General features: G+C 30.0%; 27 protein-coding genes. 15 read left to right on the top strand and 12 right to left on the bottom strand.

Going from position 1 to position 22,872, the window contains the following annotated elements:
- The first annotated feature begins 146 nt into the window (after window positions 1-146).
- Complete coding sequence (locus Q0C16_RS07100) at window positions 147-1,412, top strand: NADP-dependent isocitrate dehydrogenase (RefSeq protein WP_292320806.1); 1,266 nt, start codon at window positions 147-149, stop codon at window positions 1,410-1,412.
- Here the strand turns inward: Q0C16_RS07100 and Q0C16_RS07095 are convergent.
- Complete coding sequence (locus Q0C16_RS07095; RefSeq protein WP_292320804.1) at window positions 1,407-2,063, bottom strand: HAD-IB family phosphatase; 657 nt, start codon at window positions 2,061-2,063, stop codon at window positions 1,407-1,409. The genes Q0C16_RS07100 and Q0C16_RS07095 overlap by 6 nt on opposite strands.
- 70 nt (window positions 2,064-2,133) lie before the next feature.
- Window positions 2,134-2,640 (bottom strand): DUF123 domain-containing protein, encoded by a 507-nt coding sequence (locus Q0C16_RS07090; protein ID WP_292320802.1) that lies wholly within the window; start codon window positions 2,638-2,640, stop codon window positions 2,134-2,136.
- Between the two features lie 114 nt (window positions 2,641-2,754).
- On the opposite strand from Q0C16_RS07090, the gene Q0C16_RS07085 reads away from it, so the two are divergent.
- The 4 genes from Q0C16_RS07085 to Q0C16_RS07070 all read left to right on the top strand — a co-directional run bounded on the left by Q0C16_RS07085 (window position 2,755) and on the right by Q0C16_RS07070 (window position 5,959).
- A complete protein-coding gene (locus tag Q0C16_RS07085; protein ID WP_292320801.1) occupies window positions 2,755-3,630 on the top strand; it encodes a hypothetical protein in 876 nt (291 codons plus the stop codon).
- Between the two features lie 168 nt (window positions 3,631-3,798).
- Window positions 3,799-4,392 carry a DUF981 family protein gene (locus Q0C16_RS07080; protein ID WP_292320799.1) on the top strand — a complete coding sequence of 198 codons (594 nt, stop codon included), beginning with the start codon at window positions 3,799-3,801 and terminating at the stop codon, window positions 4,390-4,392.
- A gap of 16 nt (window positions 4,393-4,408) precedes the next feature.
- Window positions 4,409-4,879, top strand: a complete 471-nt coding sequence (locus Q0C16_RS07075) for a hypothetical protein (RefSeq protein ID WP_292320797.1) — start codon at window positions 4,409-4,411, stop codon at window positions 4,877-4,879.
- Window positions 4,880-4,930: 51 nt separating this feature from the next.
- Window positions 4,931-5,959 (top strand): FAD-dependent oxidoreductase, encoded by a 1,029-nt coding sequence (locus tag Q0C16_RS07070; RefSeq protein WP_292320795.1) that lies wholly within the window; start codon window positions 4,931-4,933, stop codon window positions 5,957-5,959.
- Window positions 5,960-5,980: 21 nt separating this feature from the next.
- Here the strand turns inward: Q0C16_RS07070 and Q0C16_RS07065 are convergent, their stop codons facing one another.
- Both Q0C16_RS07065 and Q0C16_RS07060 read right to left on the bottom strand, forming a co-directional pair.
- Window positions 5,981-6,793, bottom strand: a complete 813-nt coding sequence (locus Q0C16_RS07065) for an SAM-dependent chlorinase/fluorinase (RefSeq protein ID WP_292320793.1) — start codon at window positions 6,791-6,793, stop codon at window positions 5,981-5,983.
- A gap of 44 nt (window positions 6,794-6,837) precedes the next feature.
- A complete protein-coding gene (locus tag Q0C16_RS07060; RefSeq protein WP_292320792.1) occupies window positions 6,838-8,052 on the bottom strand; it encodes a pyridoxal phosphate-dependent aminotransferase in 1,215 nt (404 codons plus the stop codon).
- Between the two features lie 471 nt (window positions 8,053-8,523).
- On the opposite strand from Q0C16_RS07060, the gene Q0C16_RS07055 reads away from it, so the two are divergent.
- Window positions 8,524-9,186: a PHP domain-containing protein gene (locus Q0C16_RS07055; RefSeq protein ID WP_292320791.1), complete on the top strand. Its 663-nt coding sequence runs from the start codon at window positions 8,524-8,526 to the stop codon at window positions 9,184-9,186.
- 31 nt (window positions 9,187-9,217) lie between these two features.
- On the opposite strand, the gene Q0C16_RS07050 is transcribed toward Q0C16_RS07055, so the two are convergent.
- A complete protein-coding gene (locus Q0C16_RS07050; protein WP_292320790.1) occupies window positions 9,218-10,666 on the bottom strand; it encodes an aldehyde dehydrogenase family protein in 1,449 nt (482 codons plus the stop codon).
- 131 nt (window positions 10,667-10,797) lie between these two features.
- On the opposite strand from Q0C16_RS07050, the gene Q0C16_RS07045 reads away from it, so the two are divergent.
- Both Q0C16_RS07045 and Q0C16_RS07040 read left to right on the top strand, forming a co-directional pair.
- The gene (locus tag Q0C16_RS07045) at window positions 10,798-11,139 is read left to right on the top strand and encodes a hypothetical protein (protein ID WP_292320789.1); all 342 of its coding nucleotides are present in this window, start codon (window positions 10,798-10,800) and stop codon (window positions 11,137-11,139) included.
- 71 nt (window positions 11,140-11,210) lie between these two features.
- Window positions 11,211-11,525: a hypothetical protein gene (locus Q0C16_RS07040; protein ID WP_292320788.1), complete on the top strand. Its 315-nt coding sequence runs from the start codon at window positions 11,211-11,213 to the stop codon at window positions 11,523-11,525.
- Here Q0C16_RS07040 and Q0C16_RS07035 read toward each other — a convergent pair.
- A complete protein-coding gene (locus tag Q0C16_RS07035; protein WP_292320787.1) occupies window positions 11,410-12,009 on the bottom strand; it encodes a hypothetical protein in 600 nt (199 codons plus the stop codon). The two genes, Q0C16_RS07040 and Q0C16_RS07035, sit on opposite strands and share 116 nt — an antisense overlap.
- Window positions 12,010-12,159: 150 nt before the next feature.
- Between Q0C16_RS07035 and Q0C16_RS07030 the strand changes: the two genes are divergently transcribed.
- Window positions 12,160-13,278 carry a glycosyltransferase family 2 protein gene (locus Q0C16_RS07030; protein WP_292320786.1) on the top strand — a complete coding sequence of 373 codons (1,119 nt, stop codon included), beginning with the start codon at window positions 12,160-12,162 and terminating at the stop codon, window positions 13,276-13,278.
- 1 nt (window position 13,279) lies between these two features.
- Here the strand turns inward: Q0C16_RS07030 and Q0C16_RS07025 are convergent, their stop codons facing one another.
- A complete protein-coding gene (locus Q0C16_RS07025; RefSeq protein ID WP_292320784.1) occupies window positions 13,280-14,176 on the bottom strand; it encodes a metallophosphoesterase in 897 nt (298 codons plus the stop codon).
- Window positions 14,177-14,272: 96 nt separating this feature from the next.
- Entirely contained in the window at window positions 14,273-15,445 is a 1,173-nt protein-coding gene (locus Q0C16_RS07020) for a PLP-dependent cysteine synthase family protein (protein ID WP_292320782.1), read from the bottom strand.
- A 159-nt stretch (window positions 15,446-15,604) separates the two neighbouring features.
- On the opposite strand from Q0C16_RS07020, the gene Q0C16_RS07015 reads away from it, so the two are divergent.
- From Q0C16_RS07015 to Q0C16_RS07005, 3 genes are read left to right on the top strand one after another with little or no spacing between them, the layout of a single operon-like run.
- A complete protein-coding gene (locus Q0C16_RS07015; RefSeq protein WP_292320780.1) occupies window positions 15,605-17,032 on the top strand; it encodes a SelD-related putative sulfur metabolism protein in 1,428 nt (475 codons plus the stop codon).
- 9 nt (window positions 17,033-17,041) lie between these two features.
- Window positions 17,042-17,305, top strand: coding sequence for an acylphosphatase (locus Q0C16_RS07010; protein ID WP_292320778.1), 264 nt, complete (start codon window positions 17,042-17,044; stop codon window positions 17,303-17,305).
- 10 nt (window positions 17,306-17,315) lie between these two features.
- The gene (locus tag Q0C16_RS07005) at window positions 17,316-17,558 is read left to right on the top strand and encodes a sulfurtransferase TusA family protein (RefSeq protein WP_292320777.1); all 243 of its coding nucleotides are present in this window, start codon (window positions 17,316-17,318) and stop codon (window positions 17,556-17,558) included.
- Here Q0C16_RS07005 and Q0C16_RS07000 read toward each other — a convergent pair.
- Window positions 17,551-17,991 carry an HIT family protein gene (locus Q0C16_RS07000; RefSeq protein WP_292320775.1) on the bottom strand — a complete coding sequence of 147 codons (441 nt, stop codon included), beginning with the start codon at window positions 17,989-17,991 and terminating at the stop codon, window positions 17,551-17,553. The two genes, Q0C16_RS07005 and Q0C16_RS07000, sit on opposite strands and share 8 nt — an antisense overlap.
- A gap of 69 nt (window positions 17,992-18,060) precedes the next feature.
- Here Q0C16_RS07000 and Q0C16_RS06995 point away from each other — a divergent pair, with 69 nt between their 5' ends.
- Both Q0C16_RS06995 and Q0C16_RS06990 read left to right on the top strand, forming a co-directional pair.
- Window positions 18,061-18,333: a DUF504 domain-containing protein gene (locus Q0C16_RS06995; protein ID WP_292320774.1), complete on the top strand. Its 273-nt coding sequence runs from the start codon at window positions 18,061-18,063 to the stop codon at window positions 18,331-18,333.
- A complete protein-coding gene (locus tag Q0C16_RS06990) occupies window positions 18,323-19,684 on the top strand; it encodes a hypothetical protein (protein WP_292320772.1) in 1,362 nt (453 codons plus the stop codon). Before Q0C16_RS06995 ends, Q0C16_RS06990 begins: the two co-directional genes overlap by 11 nt.
- Here Q0C16_RS06990 and Q0C16_RS06985 read toward each other — a convergent pair.
- A complete protein-coding gene (locus Q0C16_RS06985) occupies window positions 19,670-20,617 on the bottom strand; it encodes a winged helix-turn-helix transcriptional regulator (RefSeq protein WP_292320770.1) in 948 nt (315 codons plus the stop codon). The two genes, Q0C16_RS06990 and Q0C16_RS06985, sit on opposite strands and share 15 nt — an antisense overlap.
- A gap of 112 nt (window positions 20,618-20,729) precedes the next feature.
- On the opposite strand from Q0C16_RS06985, the gene Q0C16_RS06980 reads away from it, so the two are divergent.
- Window positions 20,730-21,860 (top strand): tryptophan--tRNA ligase, encoded by a 1,131-nt coding sequence (locus Q0C16_RS06980; RefSeq protein WP_292320768.1) that lies wholly within the window; start codon window positions 20,730-20,732, stop codon window positions 21,858-21,860.
- Here Q0C16_RS06980 and Q0C16_RS06975 read toward each other — a convergent pair.
- Window positions 21,838-22,245, bottom strand: coding sequence for a CopG family ribbon-helix-helix protein (locus Q0C16_RS06975; protein ID WP_292320766.1), 408 nt, complete (start codon window positions 22,243-22,245; stop codon window positions 21,838-21,840). The genes Q0C16_RS06980 and Q0C16_RS06975 overlap by 23 nt on opposite strands.
- Before the next feature lie 36 nt (window positions 22,246-22,281).
- A complete protein-coding gene (locus Q0C16_RS06970; protein WP_292320764.1) occupies window positions 22,282-22,686 on the bottom strand; it encodes a metal-dependent transcriptional regulator in 405 nt (134 codons plus the stop codon).
- Window positions 22,687-22,872: the final 186 nt, after the last annotated feature.

Here is a 22,872-nt window from a genome sequence, read left to right as displayed (position 1 = left end):
TTAATAGATGATGTTCTATTATTAAATTACATTAAAAGTTTTGTAATAAAGCACTTTAAGTTAAAAAGACAATTAGATTGTTTTTAATCTGGTCAAAATTAATAAATTTATACTCTATACATATGCAAATTTAAAAGGTGAGTTGGATGGGGAAGATTCCGTGTAAAGCAGATGAATTAAAACCACCTCCAGAAGGCAAATTTGCTAAGTATGAAAATGGAAAATTGATTGTTCCTGATAATCCTGTTGTTGCTTTCTTTAAAGGAGATGGGATTGGACCTGAAATAGTTGAGAGTGCAATTAAGATTGTAGATGCCGCTGTTTACAAAGCATACGGTGGTAAAAGGAAAATCACTTGGTGGCAAGTAGCTGCAGGTGAAGAAGCTCAAAAAGAATGTGGTAATTTATTACCAGAGGCTACACTAGAGGCATTTAAGAGAGCTAGGATTAATTTAAAGGGTCCTTTAACGACTCCAGTAGGCAGTGGTTTTAGAAGTTTAAATGTCTCTATAAGAATTGCATTAGATTTGTACGCAAATATAAGACCAGTCAAATGGTATGGACAACCAGCACCTCATTGTCACCCAGAAAAGATTGATTGGGTTATATTTAGGGAAAATACAGAAGACGTATATATGGGTATAGAATTCCCATGGGATTCTCAAGAGGCAAATAAGATAAGGGATTTCTTCAAAAGAGAGTTAAAAATTGAATTGAGACCCGATGCTGGAATTGGTATAAAGCCCATATCAAAATTTGGTACACAAAGATTAATGAGAAGAGCTATGGAATGGGCATTAAGAAATAACATTAAACGCGTAACTATACAACATAAAGGTAATATACAGAAATACACTGAAGGTGCATTTAGAGAATGGGCTTATGAGGTAGCTGTAAAAGAATTTAGAGACTATGTTGTAACTGAAGATGAGATAAATACAAAATTTGGAGGTAAAACTCCAGAAGACAAGATAGTTGTTAATGATAGAATAGCAGACAATATGTTACAACAAATAATAACGAGACCAGGAGAATATAACATAATAGTTGCACCAAATCTGAATGGAGATTACATAAGTGATGAAGCTAATGCATTGGTTGGAGGCATAGGAATGGCAGCAGGTATGGATATGGGAGATGGAATAGCGGTTGCCGAACCTGTCCATGGTACAGCTCCTAAATATGCAGGTAAAAACGTCATAAATCCAACAGCTGAAATACTAAGCGCTGCAGTGTTAATAGGAGATTATATGGGATGGAGAGAAGTTAAAGAGTTAATAGAAAATGCTATAAGAAATGCCATAAAGAATAAACAAGTTACATATGATCTTGCAAGAGAAATGCCTGGAGTTACACCTATATCAACAACAGAATACACTGATGTTATAATAGGTTACATCAAACAATCATAATCTTTCTATTTTGTAAATTAAATCACATATTTCTTTTAAATTATTTATTTTATACTTTGCCACATTAGATAATGAGTTATCATCTCCAAATTGTACCGGATATCCTACATTTTTCATAGCTGACATATCCCATATAGAATCTCCTACATAAATTGTTTCTTCTGAGCTAATACCCTCAGATAAAAAAATCATCTTTAATGGTTTTTCTTTGTTTGTACCGACTAATGGATATCCACCCGGGATTAGATAGCCATATTTGTCAAACTCTAATTCGTTTGAAAACCAGTAATCTGCACCTACTATTTCACTAACTCTTGAAACTAATAGATCTATACCTCCGCTTATAAGAGCGATGAGTTTTTTATTTTTGTGTAAGCAATAAGAAACTTCTTTTGCTTCCGGTCTAATTTCTATTTTATTAAGTATTTCAATAAGTTTTTCTCTCTTAAGTTTTCCATTATTCTTTTCTATCCAAAGGCTAGTATCTAATTTCATCCATTCTAAATAGTTTATTTCTCCGTTTTGAAACTTTTCGAAATATATTTTCGCTTTATCTTCCACATTAAAATATTTATGAATAAATTCCCAACTGCTTTTTTCTTTTGTCAAAACACCATCTACATCAAAAACAACTAATTTTATTTTTTTCACTTATATCCCTATTATTAAAATTACAGAACATAATAATATATTTTATAACATATTATAAATAATTTTAGTGCTAATTTTTTTCAAAAAATTTTGAGAAGAAAATGATCTTTCCATCAAGTTTTTCTATAATATCTAATATTATATTCGGTTCTTTACTGTAATAAAGGTGCGGCATTGATGAATCTGTAGATCCTAAATAATCCACATGTTTTATTTTTGAGTAAAAGTATTCGCTTAGTTTATCCTCAAATTTTACGCCAAAATTTCCTTCTTTATAAAACAAAACTACTACATCTGTTTCCTTTCTATGGGATATATAGTCTATATGCCACCTTAGTTTTCCCTTTTTATTTATATGCCTTTTTAATCTATTTCTTAATCCATTTCCTGCTGAACCTATATATAATAGATATCCTTTATCGAAAATGTAAAATTTTTTATTTATAATACAATTAAAACCTTTTATAATTTTAAAGACTATTAGATATACTCCTTTTTCTGAAGTGATCTCATCTAGTAAAGAAAAGGCTCCGATACCCCAGAGATTATCATCGCTTTTAGCCTCATTCGGGCACAACTATCTTCATCGCCATATTTATATAATAATGAAAAAGATTTTTAATCCTTTTCATATCTTAATCTCAAATGAAGAAATTTAGCCTGTAATACAAGTTATAGAACAAGGATAAAAATGAAAATATTAGTTTCAGGTTTATTAGAAGAAAATTCAGGGAAAACAGTATTAGCTTCGAGTTTGATAAATTCTTTGACAAACCAAGGATATGATGCGATAGGTTTTAAACCATTAGGTGCGACTGAATTATGGCAGCATCCAGAGGCTCTATCTGAATCTAAGAAATATAAAATGGTTGTAACTAATGACTCTCTAATTCTTCATAAATTTTCCAGAGAAAAGGAACCTATAAGCATTATAAATCCATTCGGAGGTCTATTGGTACCAATACTACCTGAAAAACTAAGAAAACTAAGTAGTTTTAATAATGCTCTTTATATGCCTAACATGAGGTTAGCTATATCAAGATTAACAATATGCCCAATAAGCTCTGTGCATAATTTGCACCTAATAAATATGAACGCTATGGATAGAATATCAAAAAGCATGGAATATGAACTATTAGATTTAATATCGGTATTAGGAAATATTGCTAAAGTTGACGATGATTACATTTTAAATATTATTAGTGGCGGGGCATCTGGAGAAATAGACAAATGCTTAAGTTATCTCGAAGGAAGACATGAAATAGTTGTAATAGAGTCTAATTCTAATGTTGCATCACCAACATCGTTATCCAGTATTGTTGATTTAGCTATAGTTGTGACGCCAGGTGAGGCTATGATTATTGATGGAAATAGGTATAGAAAGGCTATAGAACTTTTAACATCTAATGGAAAACCATGGATGATTAAAACTCAGGAAATAATACAATTAACAAATTACATGTTTTCTATTGATTTACCATTACTCGAGGATCAATTACCAGTCTATAATAATGACGTTCTAAATTATTTATTAGAATACATTAAGGAAATTAAACAAAAACCATAATCGTTTATTAGCAATATAATAATAGTTTTATATTTCCAAATAATAGCCTAAAAAATTAATTATTTTATGAATACCTTTGTATTTAAATATTCTCTACATAAATAATATTAATCTCTTCATATAGAAAATATTAATTCTCTACATGGTAAATAATTAATAGGTGAAAAAATGCTCTTCGTAGATATATTAGATATAGAATTAATGTTGTTAGGCGGGGGTCTCTTCTTAATAGCTTATTGGGTTCTGCTAAACTTTTCATTAAATTATGACCAACAAAAATTAACGGAAATAAATAAAAGCTTTGGATTTTTGTTCTTAGCATTAGGTATTTATGTGCTAGCAACAGGATTGTGGGGAACCTTTGTGTGGCCTTTGCCTTCTTCATATAACTTAGTTTTAACGGATCCATGGAGCCTTTATGGGATAGCATTATTAGCTCTTGGTTTAGTAAATACATATAAGGTTCCAATGCTCGGAGTTTTAGCAGGAATTTCTGTCTTGTCTATACCAGTTATTGTTTATGGTTTAGTAATTCTTCATTTTGGTTTAACTAATTCTCCATCTGGAGCTGGAGCATTATATTTATTAATTGGGATTAATGGTTTATTAAGTCCAATATTGCAAACAAAAGCTAAAAAATATTGGAGCTATATAGCTTTATTATTATTGATATTGGCTGGTATATTAGCATTATACATTGGAATTTCAGCGTCATTTGAACATACTGCAGGATGGATGAAATGGTCTCCATTTTATGGATGATATATTAGTGATAAATATGGTGATGAATAAAAACTTATCCTTTAAATCAAATGGTCTTTATTTTTTTGATTCTTCTACACTTAATTGGCTTCCTCTAGCCTGTGAAGAGGTTAATTTAAATTTATTTTTTGATGGAGTTAATTTTGTATATTTCAGCAATAATTTTTGCCCTGCATGCAGGCTTTTTAATTTAGTATGGTATCCTTTTGTTGAAGAAAAATTCTCTAAGAAAGATAACATATACTTTTATGTTGCTCTGTGTAATTGGTTTACAGAAAATTGTGATTCAAGCTGTGCGAGAAGCGCCTTTTTGTATTTTAATATTAAGGCTTCCCCAACAATTGTTATAATCATAAAGCTTAAAGATAAAATAATTAAACATTACATTGAAGGAAATATTAAAGAAAAATTCTTATATGAAATTTTAAATCAAGCTATAAAAATTTACGAAAATTTGGCAAAAAATAGTCAAACTAATTACCATTAAAGCATAAAGAAATAAATTAACCTAAACAAAGTAGATGCTTTAAGGGTAAAAATGGAGAAAGTTGAGATAATTGGCGGAGGATTTTCAGGGCTCTGGACAGCGATACAAACATTAAAGAGAGGATATGATGTAGATTTAATAGAGACAAATTATCTTGGCTATGGCGCATCCAGTAAAGCCGCTGGAATATTATCATTTCAGCTGCCTGAAAAAATATTAAATGTATCTTTAAGATCAATGGAATTATATAATTCATTAGGAGATAATATATTGCATTGGTATGATTCTATATGGATACCAAGAGATGAACAATATAAATGCGCTCTTAATATATCAAAGTATTTAAAGGAAAAAGGAATTAAGGCTGAAATTATAAATGGTGACGAGATTGATGGATTCTTATTAGGTAGCAAAGGATTACTCATTTCTCAACCTACCGTAGATATTGGTAAGGCGATTAATGAATTATCTAGAAAAATAGTAGATTTAGGAGGAAGAATACTCAGTAACTATGATCATAATAAAAAATATGATATAATTATCCACACAAATGGTCCCTGGATAGAAAATAATATACAACTAAAAGGTTTGATAAAGTACAAATGTCAAGCTCATAGTGTTGAAGGAAAACAAATAAACAAGATAATTGAAGACGATATAATGGAATTTTATTATGTGCCAGAATCTTCTTATAGAGCAATAATTGGTAATGGAAAAAGAGTATTGCTGAATAGACCTGAAGATGGTTTTATAACTGATAATAGTGAAGTCTATAATATTTTAAATAAATTGTCGAAAAAGTATAAAGAAGCCCTTAACATGTATCCTATAAATTCATGGTCAGCACCATGTTTAACAACATGCGATGGATATCCTATTGTCGGAAAAATTAATGATAATAATTACGTATTAAGCGGATTAAATGGTGCAGGTTTAACTCTATCTGCAGGTCTATCAGAAATTCTTGTAAAAATTATAGAAGACGAGATTGAACAACCTAATTATCTAGACCCTTTAAGGTTTAAAAAAGGATGTAAAAAAATTGTCGAAATATTTGATAATATATGCATGGATATTTGAATGATTCTTAATATTTAGTTTTTATTCATTTTTTACAATACATAACGTGTTTCCAATTTTAGAATTGAGTAGATTTGATGCATTACCTTTATTCACTGCGATCTCAGCGAATCCAAAGCTATTTTTGTATAAAAGTAGTTGGCCTTCATCTACGTCAGCAAATTTTTTACCTACATTTATGTTAAATTCGATACCATCTTTAATTATTTTAGTGTTTTTGAATTTAATATCTAAATTATCAAACTTAGAACTTAAAACAATATTACCAAAATCATCAATATAAATAACTTTTAGATATAATCTGTTATCTTCCTCTTTAATATCAAATAGCTTAAGCTCTATCATCTCATTATTTTTTAATATTTTAGTAAAATAGCTTAAGTTTTCATTTATAGATAACAAGGCTGCAGTTGGCGCAAAAATATCTCTTCCATGAAAAGTTTGAGATATAGAAACACTAAAATTATACTTATTTTTTAAATATTCATTAAGTTTTTCTGGTATTATTTCATAAATTGAAGCAATTCCATCTTCTATAGCACTTTCATACAATAAACCATTATCAGGTCCGACAAAATAGTAATTTTTCGTTTTTACTATTAAACCTTTTCTCTTGGTTCCAACTCCAGGATCTACTACTGAAAGTATTATAGAATTTTTAGGCATCCATTTATATGAGTTAAATAATATATATGACCCAGATAATATAGAAAATTTAGGAACATTGTTATCTATATCTATTATTTCTACATCATTATTTAATTTCTTCATTATACCTTTCATTATGCCAACATAAAAATTATTCCCAAAATCAGTTATTATACCGATATTCATTTATGTCACCGTAAACCCGCCTATCAGGCGGGTTAGCTTATTTATTAGCTATTAAATATTTTTTCAGAATACTCTACTATTCTTTGCGCACCTTCTTTTATTGACTCCATGTCTGTAGCATAGCTGAACCTTACAAACTCCCTACCTGCTTTATCAGGGAATGTATCCCCAGGTAAAACTAATACTCCAGTTTTTTCTAGTAGATCATTTACAAATAACTTTACAGTAAGATTAGTCCTATTTAATATGGAAGATATTCTTGGAAACATGTAAAATGCCCCTTCAGGCATGTATGGTTCAAAACCTGGTGCTTTTTTCAAAATATCATATAAGACTTTAGCTCTTCTATTAAACTCATTAACCATATTTTTGACAGGAGCCCAATCACCTTTTAAAGCAATAACACCTGCTTTTTGTACGAATGATGTAGCACAGCTATATAATGATACAGCTAAATCATTGAATCTAGGCATTGTTTCTCTGCGTGCAACAATATAGCCAAGTCTCCAACCTGTCATGGAGAAAGTTTTTGAAAATCCATTTATATATATTAGATTATCTCTCCAATCAGGATATTCTATTAGGCTCTTAAAGTTTCCACTGTATACAAAATTATCATATATTTCATCTGCAACGATTATTATGTTTTTCTTTTTAGTCAACTCAACTAATTGGTCTAGTTGTTTTCTGGAAAATACAGCGCCTGTAGGATTATGTGGATTATTTATAAATATCATTCTTGTCCTATTAGTTATTTGAGATTCAATCTTTTCAACATTTAAACTAAATCCTTTTTGTGGATTAAAATCAAGTGATACAAATTTAGGTATGCCACCAAATAGTTTTACTACTTGGGCATATGCATAATAGCTGGGTTCAATAATTATTGCCTCGTCATTTGGCCTTATATATGACGAAGCAGCCATAAATATTGCCGTTTTTGTTCCAGGAGTTACAATAACTTCATCGCTTTTTACATCTGATTGATACCTTGTGTTCAAATAATTAGCAATTGCCTCTCTTAGTTCAGGAATACCTTGTGTTTCAGTATATCCTGTAAAATTATCATCTAGGGCTGCTTTTGCGGCAGATTTGATATGGTCTGGTGTTGGAAAGTCAGGTTGTCCAATACCAAAACTTATAACTTTTTTCCCTTGATTTTGTAGTTTCCTTATTATAGGAAGATAACTAAACGCGCTTTCTCCTTCTATAAGATAGATATTGGGTTGCATATCTAATACGGGTGGATTAATTGCCATTTGTTTCACCATTTAAATACATATATAAATTAACTAATATATAATATTATACTTTTCTGTTAATAGTTAATTATGGTGGGCATTATTAATTCTAAATATTTCATTAAATTAAATTAAAATTAATATATTGCATTTTTTAGTTAATTTTCTATTATTAAATTGATTCTAAAATATTAAAAAGTAATTATTATAAAACAAAATTCCTTTGATTAGTCCTTAGTTTATTTTATTAAATAATAAGATTTCAATTTTTATAAAAAATCAGTATTATTAATTTATTACTTTATATTGTTTTCAGCAATCGTGTCCTTCTTCATAGCTCTTGCTCAGCAATTGCTTTACATCACAAATAATATAATTCTAATTAAAGTAAATAAGCTTAATTAAATATTAGTATTGACTGTTTAACTTTGTTCATATTTATTAAAGATAAAATAAGTCTTATTAGCATAACATATTATGGGGCAGAAAATGCAATGCTTAGCTGAACTTCATTCGCATAGCACAGTAAGTGATGGAAAATCAACTCCAGAAGAAATAGTTTTAAGGGCAGTATATTTGGGTCTCTCTGCAATAGCGGTTTCTGACCATAATACATTCAGAGGATCAGCAATAGCTATAGAATCAGCTAAAAAACTAGATCTAAACATAACTGTAATTCCGGCTAATGAGGTAAGAACGATAAGAGGAGATGTATTGGTTTTATGCGAAAGGATTCCATATGAAGAACCTCCAAAAATTCCAAATGAGCTTCATGAATGGGCTATATCGAATAATTGTATAACTATAGCTGCTCATCCGTTTCATATAGGTAGAAAAAGCGTTGGGAGATATTTAAAGAACAATCCCAAGGATTTTGATGCTATTGAGGTATGGAATCCTAGAGGAATTCCTTTTCTAAATAAACCAGCCATGAAATTGGCAGAAAAATATTTTAAGCCGAAAACTAGTGGCAGTGATGCACATGTATTGCAAGAATTAGGCACTTCCCCAACGAAGATAGAAAGTAATGAATGTGATTTGTATAGTATATTAGATGCTATAAGAAAAGGTAAATGTGAACCCACCAAGAGTTACATGAAAATATCTACTATGTTTAATGTATTAAAATGGAGTATTAAAAGAAGAATATAATATTTTTTAAAATCAATATGCTATTAGTCGCTTATGAAATATTTATTGAAATTAATTTAATTTCTGTTAAGCCTTCTATTGTAGATCTTACTCCTTCTCTTGCCCCAATACCACTTAACTTTACTCCTCCAAAAGGCAAAGCATCCCATCTTAGCCTTGGAGAATCATTAATCATGACTCCTCCAACTTTTAATTCTTTGGCTAAACGTAAACCTCTTTTTAAATCATTTGTAAAAATTGATGCTTGAAGTCCAAATGGGGAAGAATTCGCTATTTCTAATGCTTCATTATCATCGCTAAATTTAAATATAGGAGCTATTGGTCCGAATACCTCTTCTTTCGATAGTTTCATATTAGTGTTTGCTTCACTGATTACAGTTGGAGAGTAGAAATAACCCTTTAAATTTAATCTATTACCACCCAGTTTTATTATACCGCCATTGTTAAGAGCATCTTCAACATAATTATCCATCTTTTCTAATGCTTCCTTTGATATCAATGGCCCTAAATCAGAGCTCTCTTCTAATGGGTCTCCAACTATTAGTTTTCTAGCCTTCTCAATAAATTGGCTAACGAATTTTTCATAAATTTTTTCATGGACTAAAATCCTTTTGCCAGCATTGCAGTTTTGTCCAGCATATTCATACCGAGCTTTAATTGAGACATTAATAGCGGCATCCAAATTTGCATCATCTAAAACTATTATTGGATCAGATCCTCCCATTTCGATCATAAGTTTTTTTGCAGATTGAACAGCTTTGCTGGCTATACTAATACCTGTATTTGTTGAACCAGTAAATGTGATTCCGGAAACTTTTTTATTGGTCACTAGCTCATCTCCTACATCAACGTCACCTGGCAGAACGCTTAAAGATTCAAAAGGAAGCCCTGATTCATAAAGAATTTTGCCTAGTTCTAAAGCCGTTAAAGGAGTATAAGGAGAAGGTTTAACTATAACGGAATTTCCAGCCATTATATTTGGAGCTACTTTATGAGCAAATGAATTTGCTGGAAAATTGAAAGGTAGAATTGCTGCTACTACGCCTATTGGTTCTCTCGTTTCTATAACCATTCTGTATTCATTACCTGGTGGGTATTCATATGAATCAACTCTATGGTATTTCCCTTCTAGAATAAATCTAGCCTCCTCAGCTGCAATGCTAAATAATTGAATTGCCCTTAGCATTTCAACTCTAGAATCTTTCAAAGGTTTACCACTTTCTAAAGAAAGTAATCTAGATAAAATTTCCTTTCTCTCCTCTATCAAAATCGACGCTTTCTTAATTATTTTTGCCCTATCTTTCAGAGGAATACTGGAAATTTTATGGAATCCTTCCAAAGCAACATCTATTGCCCTTTTAGTCGTTTCTCTATCAGCAAAGCTTACTTCATCAATAATATTGTCTGGATTTGATGGAGATCTAACTTTTACCCTGTTTTCTGTTTCAATTTCTTTTCCTTCAATAAGTAGACCTTTCATTTATGCTTCACCTTTTTTATATTAACTCTTATAGCCTTAAAATATTTGCTCATTATATGATATATTGATCATTTGTTGTCAAAAAGCAAAATTTTTATTTAGTCAATAAAACACAAATTTTATAGATAAAAATGAGAGAGCTTAGTGCTATAGAAAAATATATCTTAGTGCACATATATAAGTTTGGCCCGGATACACCTTGGCTAATGGCTCATAGGCTATTAGGTAATTATGGATATACAACAAAATATGATCCTGATGAATTAGAAAAATATTGTAAAGTATTAAAAGATGATGGTTTGCTAGTTGTTTATAAAGGTGAATTAAAAATGAAGGTAACTTCATCAATAAAGCCCTGGCTTAAAGTTAAATCTAAGGAAATGAAACATAAACCTCAAGGTATATATTACGATTTAAGCAAAGAAGGAAGAAAAGTTGCTTCAAATTTGTATAAGGAATTATTTAAAAAATAGTTTCAATGTTTTATAAATATATTAGATAAATTTTAATAGGCGCTGATGATAAATAAAAAAGGGAATGGATTTTGTCAAGAAAAAAAGTATTTGAATCTCTAATAGCAGATAATGTAGCTAGAATAGCAAGTGATTTAGAAAAAGCTGAAGATTTTAACACCTCAATATTGGCATCTCATGTAATAGAAGCAATTAAAAAAGTAGGTTCCAATTTGCACACAACTAAAGATGGAGTTCTTTTTTGCTACTTTTGTAATAAAGGTCCTTTTACTAAGAAAGGTTATTATCTTCATTTAATGCGTTCTCATTATCAAGATCTGATTGATTCTGTTGTTGAGGAATCTGAAAGGATAGCTTCATCGTCGAAAGATGTTGAGTTTTTATAACTCTTCTATCCTTATCTGTATCAAAAATTATCAGTTCAACATCTTCATTAGACTTCAATGGGCCATCATAAACATATAACTCTTCGTTAATATCTATCCATTTTATATCATTATTTTTTAGTATAAAATAACCTTCTGGTCCCAATTTTAATTTATCTTTGCTTACTAAGCCTACTTTGTTTAACTTGGTTGGTATATTATAAAGAAGTCTCGTACTTCTATCCTTTATACCATCTGCAATAACATATTTTGTTTCAATTGATTCAATCGTTATTATAAAAAAGTCTCCTTTATTTCTTTTATTTTTTTCCTCTTCAGCTAAATTATATAAAGCATTTAAAGGATCTCCCTTACCCTCGTTTTCTTCCTTGCTAGTTAGCTTATACACTTGAAATGAAACATCATTTAAGTCTATCATGTCCCTTTTAAACCACTGGATTGTTACTTTGTATTTATGTTCTTTTGTTTTTTGTTCTTTAGTCATATCCTATCAACCAATTAAATAGTATAGCGCCTATTTAATATCTTTTAATGTATTAAGTCAATGCAATATTTCATTGAATCGAAGAAATTATTTTATTATATATACTATATGCTTTAATAGCGCATTAAATATTTAATTTGCTGAGGAAAAATGATATTAATAGATGCCTTAATGATAATAATATCGTTTGGAATAATTGTAATAACAATTTATGGTATAAGATCTTTAATTAAAAGTATGAACTCATTTAAAGCAATAAAATGGTCCGGAAATAAAAAAGTTACAGTTATAATACCTGCAAGAAACGAAGAGAAAAATATTGTTGAATTGCTTAAAAACTTAATAATAGTCGATGACAAATTAAATAAAATCATAATTATAAATGATAGGAGTACTGATAATACTGAAAAAATAGTAAAAGAATACATGAATATAGATAAAAGAATACAACTGATAAACATTAAAAACGTTAATAAAGACTGGATTCCAAAATCGTTTGGATTGTATGAAGGAATGAAATACGTTGGTTTTAAAAATGCTGTTTTATTTTTAGACGCTGATGTAAAAGGAGATATGCAACGAATTATAGATATAACATCAAATATTAAAGAGGGTCAAATATACGCTTATTTACCTTATTTTGAATGTGATAATTTTGTATCTAAGGTATCTCAATCATTTTTGTCATCTATTCTTCATGGATATTTTGGGTATGATAAAACTGTTAATAAGAAGGAAAATTATGGACTAATGTTTGGTTGTTGTTGGTCTATATCACCTTATACGTATCATGAAATAGGTGGTCACGCTTCTGTAAAAAATGAATTAGTTGAGGATAAAAATTTAGCAACTAGAGCAAAGCAAATGGGAGTAAATATTATACCTGTCGATGCAAGGAACTTTATAAAAACTAAATCATGGAATAATTCTGATGATATAAAAAATTTGCTTTCAAGGATATTTTATGATTATGAGAAAAATTTGAGTTCTACATTTTATGTTTATTTATTAGCCCTTGCATTAATATTATTATTTTATCTACCATTAGCATGGATTCCATTACTAATATTAAAAAGATATTTATTATCTTTTTTATTTTTTTCAGCATATTTTGTTGAGAACATATTTTATTACCTGGGTGGACTAACAAATAGAATTAAACTACCTTTTAGTATTTTTTACTTTATTCCAGCTTACTTTCTAGTTATAAGCATAATTAATGTTAAATATAAAGGGGTTAAATGGAAAGGAGAATTATATAAGATCTAGATCATATTTCAACAAACTCTATTTCATCTCTGTATATTATTATGGAACCAGCTCTACCTATATGGTACCTACTTGAAAATACTGTTATTACGCTCTTATACAGTTGATCTATATAAATTTTCTGATGATTTTTAATTTTATTTATAAAAGTTCCATCATTATTCCATATATGGATACCATCAACTATTTCATGTCCCCTAACCATAAAGTTTATACCATTAACATCCATGAATTCATTCCACGCTTTTTTCCCATAATAGAATACTCCATCACCTCTCATATAGTTTGGTTCAAACCAATCGATGTATCCATCAGGATCGTTCCATGCCATCTGAAACAATATATTGTTTTCGAATTCTAAATATTCCTTGTTTCCTTTAATTTTGTTTAGTTGATACAGTTCATCTAGTTTTAATGGAATATGTTCGTTATTTATCTTAATAAAGGGTATCCCTCCATGTACAAAGAATATATTGTTTAACGACGCGGATATTGGTAAATTAGAATAAAACAATTCAATCAATTTTATTCCTTCCTTACCAATTTTTGATACAAGTTCTTCAAAAAAACCGTAATCTTGATTCATGTTTAGATCTTCGTGGTTACCTCTTATTAAGATAACCTTATCTTCGTAATTGATTAATAAATTAAATATTTCATTTAATACTTCAACTCCCTCATAGCCTCTATCTACATAATCACCTAGAAATATTATCTTATTAGGAGATGTTTGCTCTATGATCTTCTTAAAATTATTTATGCTTTTCATATAACCGTGTATATCACCTATAACAGCTATTGGATAGTTGCTAACATTTTTCTCGAATATACTTTTCTTTTTTAATATTTCAATAGCCTTTGAGGCGCTTTTAAGAAACTCATTACTTTTTTTGTACATGTTTATACCCATATTTAATTTTACTTTTTACGATTTAATTTTTATAATGTTTCAATCTTATATAAATTACAATGATGATTAATAAAATATAATTGATTATAATACCCTTTCATTGTATATTTCATCAAGATATTTAATACCGTTATCAGGTATTATGCAAACATAATCTCCTTCGTCAAGATCTCCATTATTATAAGCCTTTTTTAATCCGGCTAAAACTGCTCCACCGCTAATGCCTGGTAAGATTCCATTAGTCCTTGCTGTTGTGATTAAAACATCTATAGATTCTTCTAGACTAACAGAATAAATGTCATCTGGAGAATCATTTATATTCCACCAATTTTTAAAGTCTTGCTTTTTTATTCCAGGAATTGTGCCATTTTCTTCGGGTTGAATTCCAAATATTTTTACTGCTTTATTTTTGTTATGGAAATAAAAGGTTAATCCGGCTATATGCCCTCCGGTTCCCATAGATGCAAAAATTCCATTAAGCTTAAGTTTTCCATATATTGTTTGATAGTCTATCTCTTTTGCTGTATATCTTAAATGAACTAATAAATTGAAAATATTAGAAAATTGATTTGGAACAAAAGCATTTTCTTTTTCAGCATATATTTTAACTTTTTCTATTAACTCATTAGTAGTATTGCCTTCTCTAACTACATCAGATCCATAAATTTTTAATAGTTTACTTGCATAATCCGGAGAAGTTTCTGGCATGAAAACCCTTGTTTTTTTGCCTAATATAGATGATATAGCAGCAATAGCTATTCCAGTATTTGCTGACGTAGCTTCAAAAATTTTTTCTTTGTCACTTAATTTATCTAGATTATTATAAATTATATACCACGCTGTTCTATCTTTTATACTAAGGCTAAAAGGATTATACCATTCTAATTTTGCCCATATACCTATTTTCTTGTCATTTATTATACCATTTAACTTTACTAATGGAGTTGGTCTATCCCTTTCTATTAGTTCTATAGTGTTATTATAAACCCTGATACCTGGGTCAGAAACTTCATCGTAAAAACCTAAGAAATCTAAAGATACCTTTACATTTTCTTCCTCATTAGATACTGCAATAAATTTCGTGCCTAAGTATTTTAATGCCCAATATATTTCATGTTTTTTAATTACATTATTATCTTTAACAACTATGGCTTCTTCTTGATAACCACTGTTTAAGATTTCCTTTATTTTATTTATAATTGTTTTCATATCTAGTTTATCAGATTTTATCGAGTCGATTTCTTTGATTTTTACCAAATTTTCCCCCGATTTCTACATATAAATTTGGATTTTAAAATTTGGTTTATTATTTTAATGGAACTGGTTATTATGTAGGAATTTTTATATAATCTAAAGTATTCTCTATATAGGAAATATTTAAAAACTGTCCGTAGATATGTAGAATAAGGGATAGATATGAAGGAAAAAAAGGTTGAGTTGCTTAATAATATTAGACATAGACTTTCATATTATAGGAATTTGGGAGCAGATCCGTTATCTCTTGCAACAGGATGCGCTGTTAAAGTTGATTTATTAAGAATAGTTTATCCAGCCATGGAAAAAATTAGACCATATCTTCAATCAAAGAATTTAAGAATTGCAGAAAGAGAAGATGCCGATATATTTTATGCAGATTCGGATTCTATAGAAATTAATAGAAAAATATTACCTTTAGGAGAAAAAGTTAATTTAAATTATAAAAATGAAAGCGAAATCAGAGCTATTATTTTAGTACAGGTTTATCAGCTAGCAGCAAATGAGGCAGATAAGTTTATTAAAAAAGTCATGCCTGCATATGAGAGCCTTTGTGAATGCGCACCCGTAATTAATGTAGGAAAAGGACATTCTATAGTAACGCCATTTAGAGAAGATGAATTTATGTTGGCTGATTTAATATCATATAACAAAGGGGAGGAGCTCATAGCTGCTAATAATGATACTATGCACATTATAGATCCAACTAGTCTTCCGTCGGACTATAGACAAGTCTCAGGATCTATATCAAACTCACTAAATGACTTGTTTGTAGTTGGTGCTTATAAAGATCTTAAGATAGCTCCTGTATTAAATGGCCCAACAGAAGAACTAAGAGAAGAACTATACAAAAACTCAAAAAGGTTTGCTAACGAAATAGGTGCTAAACTATTAGACATAGAACAACCTAAAAAGGGAAGGCTTTTATTAGGAGCAACAGTAATTGCATCTAGTGACAAGAAACCGCCAATGTTTCATGATAAGGCAGATATTGGTATGAAAATAATAACTACTAGGCCTTTAGGCGAATTATCTCCAATAACAACATATTTATCAACAGCTATTGATGAGAGCATTATAGATGAACTTGAAAAGAAAGGAATAGATTTAGATATGTTGGAAAAAATTAAAGAAAAAGCTGTCAATATAATCTCAACACCGAACAAAGCCATGGGGGAAGTTATAGCAAAATATTTACCAGATTTGAATGAAGACTTTTCTAAAGAAAAACACATAGTTTCAGCAACAGATGTTACTGGACCAGGAATATTGGTTGTTTGGGAACAGGCGAATTTAACAAATACTCATATAAAGCTATATGACTTTCCATTGCTTTTCCCTGAAATATCAGAGTTTGCAACAGAAAATTTCTTGATGCCAAATGCTACAGCAGGCACTAATGGTGGATTTATTATAATATCTCCAGAAGAAATTTACGAAGATGTTATCAGAGACCTAAAATATAAGGGTTACGATCCTTATGTAATAGGAGAAATTGTTGAAAAAGGAAAGAAAGAAGTTGACGCTCCAAAAAATATAACAAAGTATATATTAGATCAAGAAGTTTTGAGCAAGTTTAATTTATATTGAGGTGATTTAATGGATATATGTTTAAAGATTCTTGTTAATGGGCATGTCCAAGGAGTAGGATTTAGGCATTTTATTTGGTCTAATGCAAAAAAGCTTAACATAAAAGGTTACGCTAAAAATCTTTCTGATGGAAGTGTTGAAATAATTGCTAATGGAAATAACGAATCCATAAATAAACTATTGGAAATAATAAAAAATAGCTATTTCGAGGTAGATAATATAAAAACAGAAAAATTGGATAATTGTTATTTTAATGATTTTAGAAAGCTTTGAGGTGATAGTATTGAGGAGAGTAGATTTAACTAATTTAGATTGTCCCGAACCTATGTTTTTAGCTTACAGAGAGTTTGGAAAAATGAGCCAAGGAGAAGAAGTGGAATTCATAATGGATAATGAAGTTTGTGCATATAATTCTTATAAGCTAATTAAAAATAGCGGAAATGCTTTAGTAACAATAATGAATGATTCTAATGGGATATATAGGTTGCGCGTTATAAAGCTTAGAGATTTTAGAAGTATTATATAGAAATTTCATTTAAGTAAGATTTTACTATATCTAAATAATCTGTAAGCATACTAGTTACTTCACTGGCTTCTTCTTCACTTAAAACATGTCTTCCCCCTTTCTTAAAACCATCTTGTTCCCACCTTGGTATTACGTGAACGTGAAAATGGAAAACAACTTGCCCAGCTGGAGAACCGCTGTTAGTTATAACATTAACTCCAGGAGCTTTTAATTTATCTCTATAGATTTTCGCAAAAGCTGAAGCTATTACCCATGTTTTAACTAGAGTTTTTACCGGAGTGTCTTGAATTGCCTCATGATGTTCTTTAGGGATTACTAATAAATGACCCTTAGAAATTGGATTTATATCAAGTATGACCATTATATCTTTATCTTCATAAATTATGTGAGCCGGTTTTTCTTTTCTTGATATTTCACAAAATACACACGTCAATTTTATCACCATGTTAAAGTCCTATAACAAATATATTAATCTAGTTATATAATTAGATAATGGTGCGGCATGTCTAAAAAGAGGAGTACGATAAAAAATATTATTGGTAAAGCTATAAACTCATTTGACAAAAGGGAAGAGTATATAATTATATATATTGATAGGACACCTGAGCATGGCAATAGGCTTTTGCAATTATCTACAAATGATATTATAGCAGTTAGTAATTGGGCCATAACATTAAGCGATAATGAAACCGTTATACCTATACATAGAATTGTAGAGATAAGAAAAAAAGATGGAAAGGTTTTATGGAAAAGGGGCTTTAATAATGGAAGGTGAAATAAGAGGTATTAATTATACAATAAAAGTTGTTAATGGCTTTAAATTGCCATCATTTGAAGAAAATAACAAATTAATAGTGGGTGATATGGTTCTGTCTGCAGATGTAAAATTAGGTACATTGGGTGATATAGTTTCTGGCCTATTAGTTCCTCCAGTTGAGTATGATGAAAATTTTAAAGATTTAATTGAATATTATAAGATAAGAGTAACCATAGAACAAGCTTATGAATTTATGCAAAGATATGGAAAACTTGCAAACTATTTTAAGATACCTATAGAGTTTATACCCTTGTCTAAAATGTCTGATCTTAAAGATGTTTATTCGTGCATATATAATGAAGTCATTAATAAAGTAGGCCTTAAAGGTTTAAGGGACGATTACGAAGCTTACATAAAAAACATAGGAAGCATTGATAATGGTAATATAAATTTAAATTTTAACACGCTAACTATTGGGGCAAATAAAATAATGGGTAATATAGGAAAAAATGTGATACTCGGTTTTTTAACATTATATTCTAATACTAACGTTAATACCGGAAAGTCGTGTGAGCCAATAGAATTAATAAAAAATCCGTACAGTGTGATTTCTATTCCAGAAGGTATAATATTTAAGAGTTGTAGTGATTATGATGGTTATATTAAAAAAATTTTAGGTAAAGATTATAGATGTAAGAGGCCTGGAATATTATCTTCAAGCCAGATTTGTGAAAATGATGAGATGAAAATAGTAATAAAAGAGTATATCTATGGCACATTAAAGTGGTTCATGGCAGGAGCTGTTTCAGCATCCATATTTCCGTTTAAAGAGACTCCATTATCAAGGTTAGTTAATGAATATAAATCTCTATTAGATTTAAGGAAAATAATTAATACCCCAAAAATTTTAAGTTTATGTTCAGAGAAATATGAGTATAAGATGGTTAGAGAATTCCTAGATGGAGAGGTCGTATTAAAGAGCAAGAATCCCTATGCTTGGTATAATATGGGAAAGAGCTTAGCATTAATACATAATCATAATAGGACTTTAGGGGATCCTAATCCAGGAAATTTTGTCATGATAGATAATGATAATATGGCCCTTATAGATGCTGAGCAAGTAAGTAATTATACTCACAAAAAAGCAGCATGGGATTTAGCAGTATTTTTTGCATACGCAAGAACATTTCAAGCAAATCCTAGGCTTGTAAAAGAGACGTTAAAATCTTATGTAGAATCAAGGCCTAAAGAAGAATGGAAAAAAGTTTTAAGTTATATAAAAGGACCTCATCTAACAGCATTAATGACTCCTCTGCCAAATTTACTAGCAGAACTTAGATTAGCTTTAAAAGATCTAGATAATAACTGATCTTTCTATGATATCGCTAGGCAATATTGTATTTCTTAAATTGTTAATTATACTTTTCAAATAATTCTTATCTGGCTCTTCAAAGAAATTATAGCTCTTTACTGATAATTTTACTACATCTAACGGCATATTAATTATGTTTGCATAACCTTCCAGATCTGAGATATCGCTAGATATGGCATCTGAAAAAGCTTTTGATATTTTATCATATTTATCATATAGGGATGAATGCGCTCCTAAGAGGCAACAGGTATCTAGTTCGCAAGAAGTTATTTTTAAATTGTTTTTTGATGCTATTGATAAAAAAGGTTCCCAAATAACTCCTTGCCTAACTTCACCTTTTAAGACCTTGTTTAAAATCTCTTGACCGCTATTGCCATATATTCTGGGCATCTCTAGCTTGTTCATATCAGCGCATAGTTCCATTGATGACATGATAGATGTCGAATGGCCATTTTTACCGTTTAAATTGTTAATTATTCCACTACCTCCACCACTACCTCCTCCAATTATATGGACTTGACCCCTGCTTATCCTATGTATAGCTAATAAGGAAACTGCTGGGTTCATAGCTAACTTTAATTTTCCTATTGATAAGTCTAAGGCTTCCTTGTATGCTTCATCGTAAACAACTATCTTAACATGATTAAAAATATTTTCCAATTTTTTAGCAAATTTTATTATATATGGATATTCGCTAGCTCTAAGAATTCCTATAGTTATTATAGAATCATTTTTTTGATTAGCGGTTATTATAGAAACGCCTCCCTGATAAGATACCTTTATGAGACCTGAATTTTCTAACTTTTTAACTCTTCTATATATCATACTCTTGCTATGGCCTAAGTTTCTAGCAAGCTCAGATAAAGTTATTGGCATATACTCTTTAATTATATCATATAGCTCAAAGTCGATTTCATCTAATTCTTCCAAACTTTCACCATAAAAAACAGTTGTATCTAAAGGCTATAATTTTTAATTATTTCCTTATCAATAATACCTAAATATTTAATTTTCAAACTAATATTATAGGTAGGTGCATTGAATGCCAGAGGAAAACGAAATTAAATTGGATCCATGGGGAAGACCTGAAATAAAAGATTATAACAGACTTTATGAAGTGTTTGGAATTAAGCCTTTTGGTGAATTAATTAATAGAATGAAAAGTGACGGTATCGAATTAAGCCCCTTTATGAAAAGGGGGATAATATTTGGTCATAGAGATTTTGATAATGTAATATTAAAGGCCATTGAAAATAAAGAAAGAGCTGCTGCTATGACTGGGTTTATGCCGAGTGGAAGATTCCATTTTGGTCATATGATGACTGGTTTAGAACTAATATACTTTCAAAAGCTGGGCTTTAAAATATTTGTAGGGCTTGCCGATGCAGAGGCATATGCAGTAAGGCATATATCAAGAAAAGATATAATAAAAATAGGTATAGAAGAATATGTTGCTAACTTAATAGCACTTGGTTTAGATCCAAGCAAAACTGATTTTTACTTCCAGACAAACAGAAAGGGTTCATACCATTCATTAATACAATTGTTTGCGTCAAAAATTTCTTATAATGAGCTCGAAGCTATTTACGGCGAAATAACTCCAGGTAAAATTATATCTGCGTTGACTCAAGCAGCTGATATATTGCACCCACAATTACCAGAGTATGGGGAATACAAACATGTTGTAGTTCCAGTAGGTGCTGATCAGGATCCTCATTTAAGATTGACAAGAGACTTAGCAGGAAGGTTCAAGGGTGAAATAGAATTAGAACCTCCTGCATCTATTTATCACAGGCTCATAAGAGGTTTGGATGGAGGGAAAATGAGTAGCAGTAAACCAGATGTAACAATATTTCTAACAGATCCAATAGACATTGCGAAAAAGAAATTTATGTCATCTTTAACAGGAGGTAGAAATACGGCCGAAGAACAAAGAAAATTAGGAGGAGAGCCTGATAAGTGTCCAGTATATGATTTATATTTATATCATTTAATACAAGATGATAACGAATTAGTTAATATCTATAATAGGTGTAAGTCTGGCTCATTGCTATGTGGAGAATGTAAAATTTTTGGGTTCTCTCGTTTAGAAAAGTTCTTAGAAGAGCATCAAAAGAAGCTCGAGAAAGCTATAGATAGAGCGTGGTCTATTATCGAGATTCCGAAGATTTAGATTCGTTTAATCCTATTATCGGTACATATCTTGGGTTACACTTGCCATCTTTTTGCAGACTCTTTTGTAATAATGCTATTTTTTCTGAAGGGCCGGATACAAACATTAGTTCGATACACGTGTTATTTTCGTGTGTATGAATATAAGTTTTGGCAATATCTTGAAACTTATCAATAATTTCTTTCACTGCTTTTTCATCTTTACATGAAACTATCATTATGCCAGTGCAAGTATGTGGAATTAAATAATGCTTATAATCATTTATAAAAGTTTTAACTGCTTGCTCAACTAGATCACTTCTATTAGTTTCTAGTTGTTCAGATAATTTGTTCAGATCATCATATAAGTTATCTGGTATACTTATACCAAATCTTTTTTTGGTCAATACACATATCGCCTATTTCTATATTGTATTTAAAAATTAATAATTTTTGTTTGACGCGCAATTATTAATGAATTCTCTGATCTTTTTAATAGCACTATCACTAATTTTATGTTCTAGAATACATGCTAATTCCTCGGCCTCCTTCTCATCAATTCCTATTGATATTAAAAAGTCCCTTATTTCATTTTCTTTATTAACAATCGATGATGCTAATTCTATACCTTTTTCAGTTAATCTCACTCCTCTATATGGAAAATAGTACAGATAACCGTCCTTTGCAAGTTTTTGCATTGCTTCTGTAACACTAGCCTGCGTTGTCCCTAAATAACTGGCTATTTTTCCGAACTTTATCCAACTTTTGTCTCCGCCTTCTTTAAAAATTGTAGTTAAATATTCCTCTAAGCTTATTGAAATTCCTTTTCTTTTTATGTGAACAGACATTATTAATCCCAGCATTAATATTTATTAAAGCCCTAATATTTTTACTTTGATAGAGGATCCTTTATCAGATTCTTTTCCAAGATAGTTTCTAATTTTTTCCTAGATAATAATATTATTTCTGTTGCATTTTGGAGTTCTTCTTTGTATGTTGTTGTTTTCCTAGCAAATCCCTGCTCAACAGCTTTA

This window comes from Caldisphaera sp. (assembly GCF_023256325.1).
In the GTDB taxonomy this organism is placed as follows: Archaea; Thermoproteota; Thermoprotei_A; order Sulfolobales; family Acidilobaceae; genus Caldisphaera.
The sequence above is the reverse complement of the archived record's forward strand: the minus strand, read 5'-3'. Positions and strand labels throughout refer to the sequence as shown.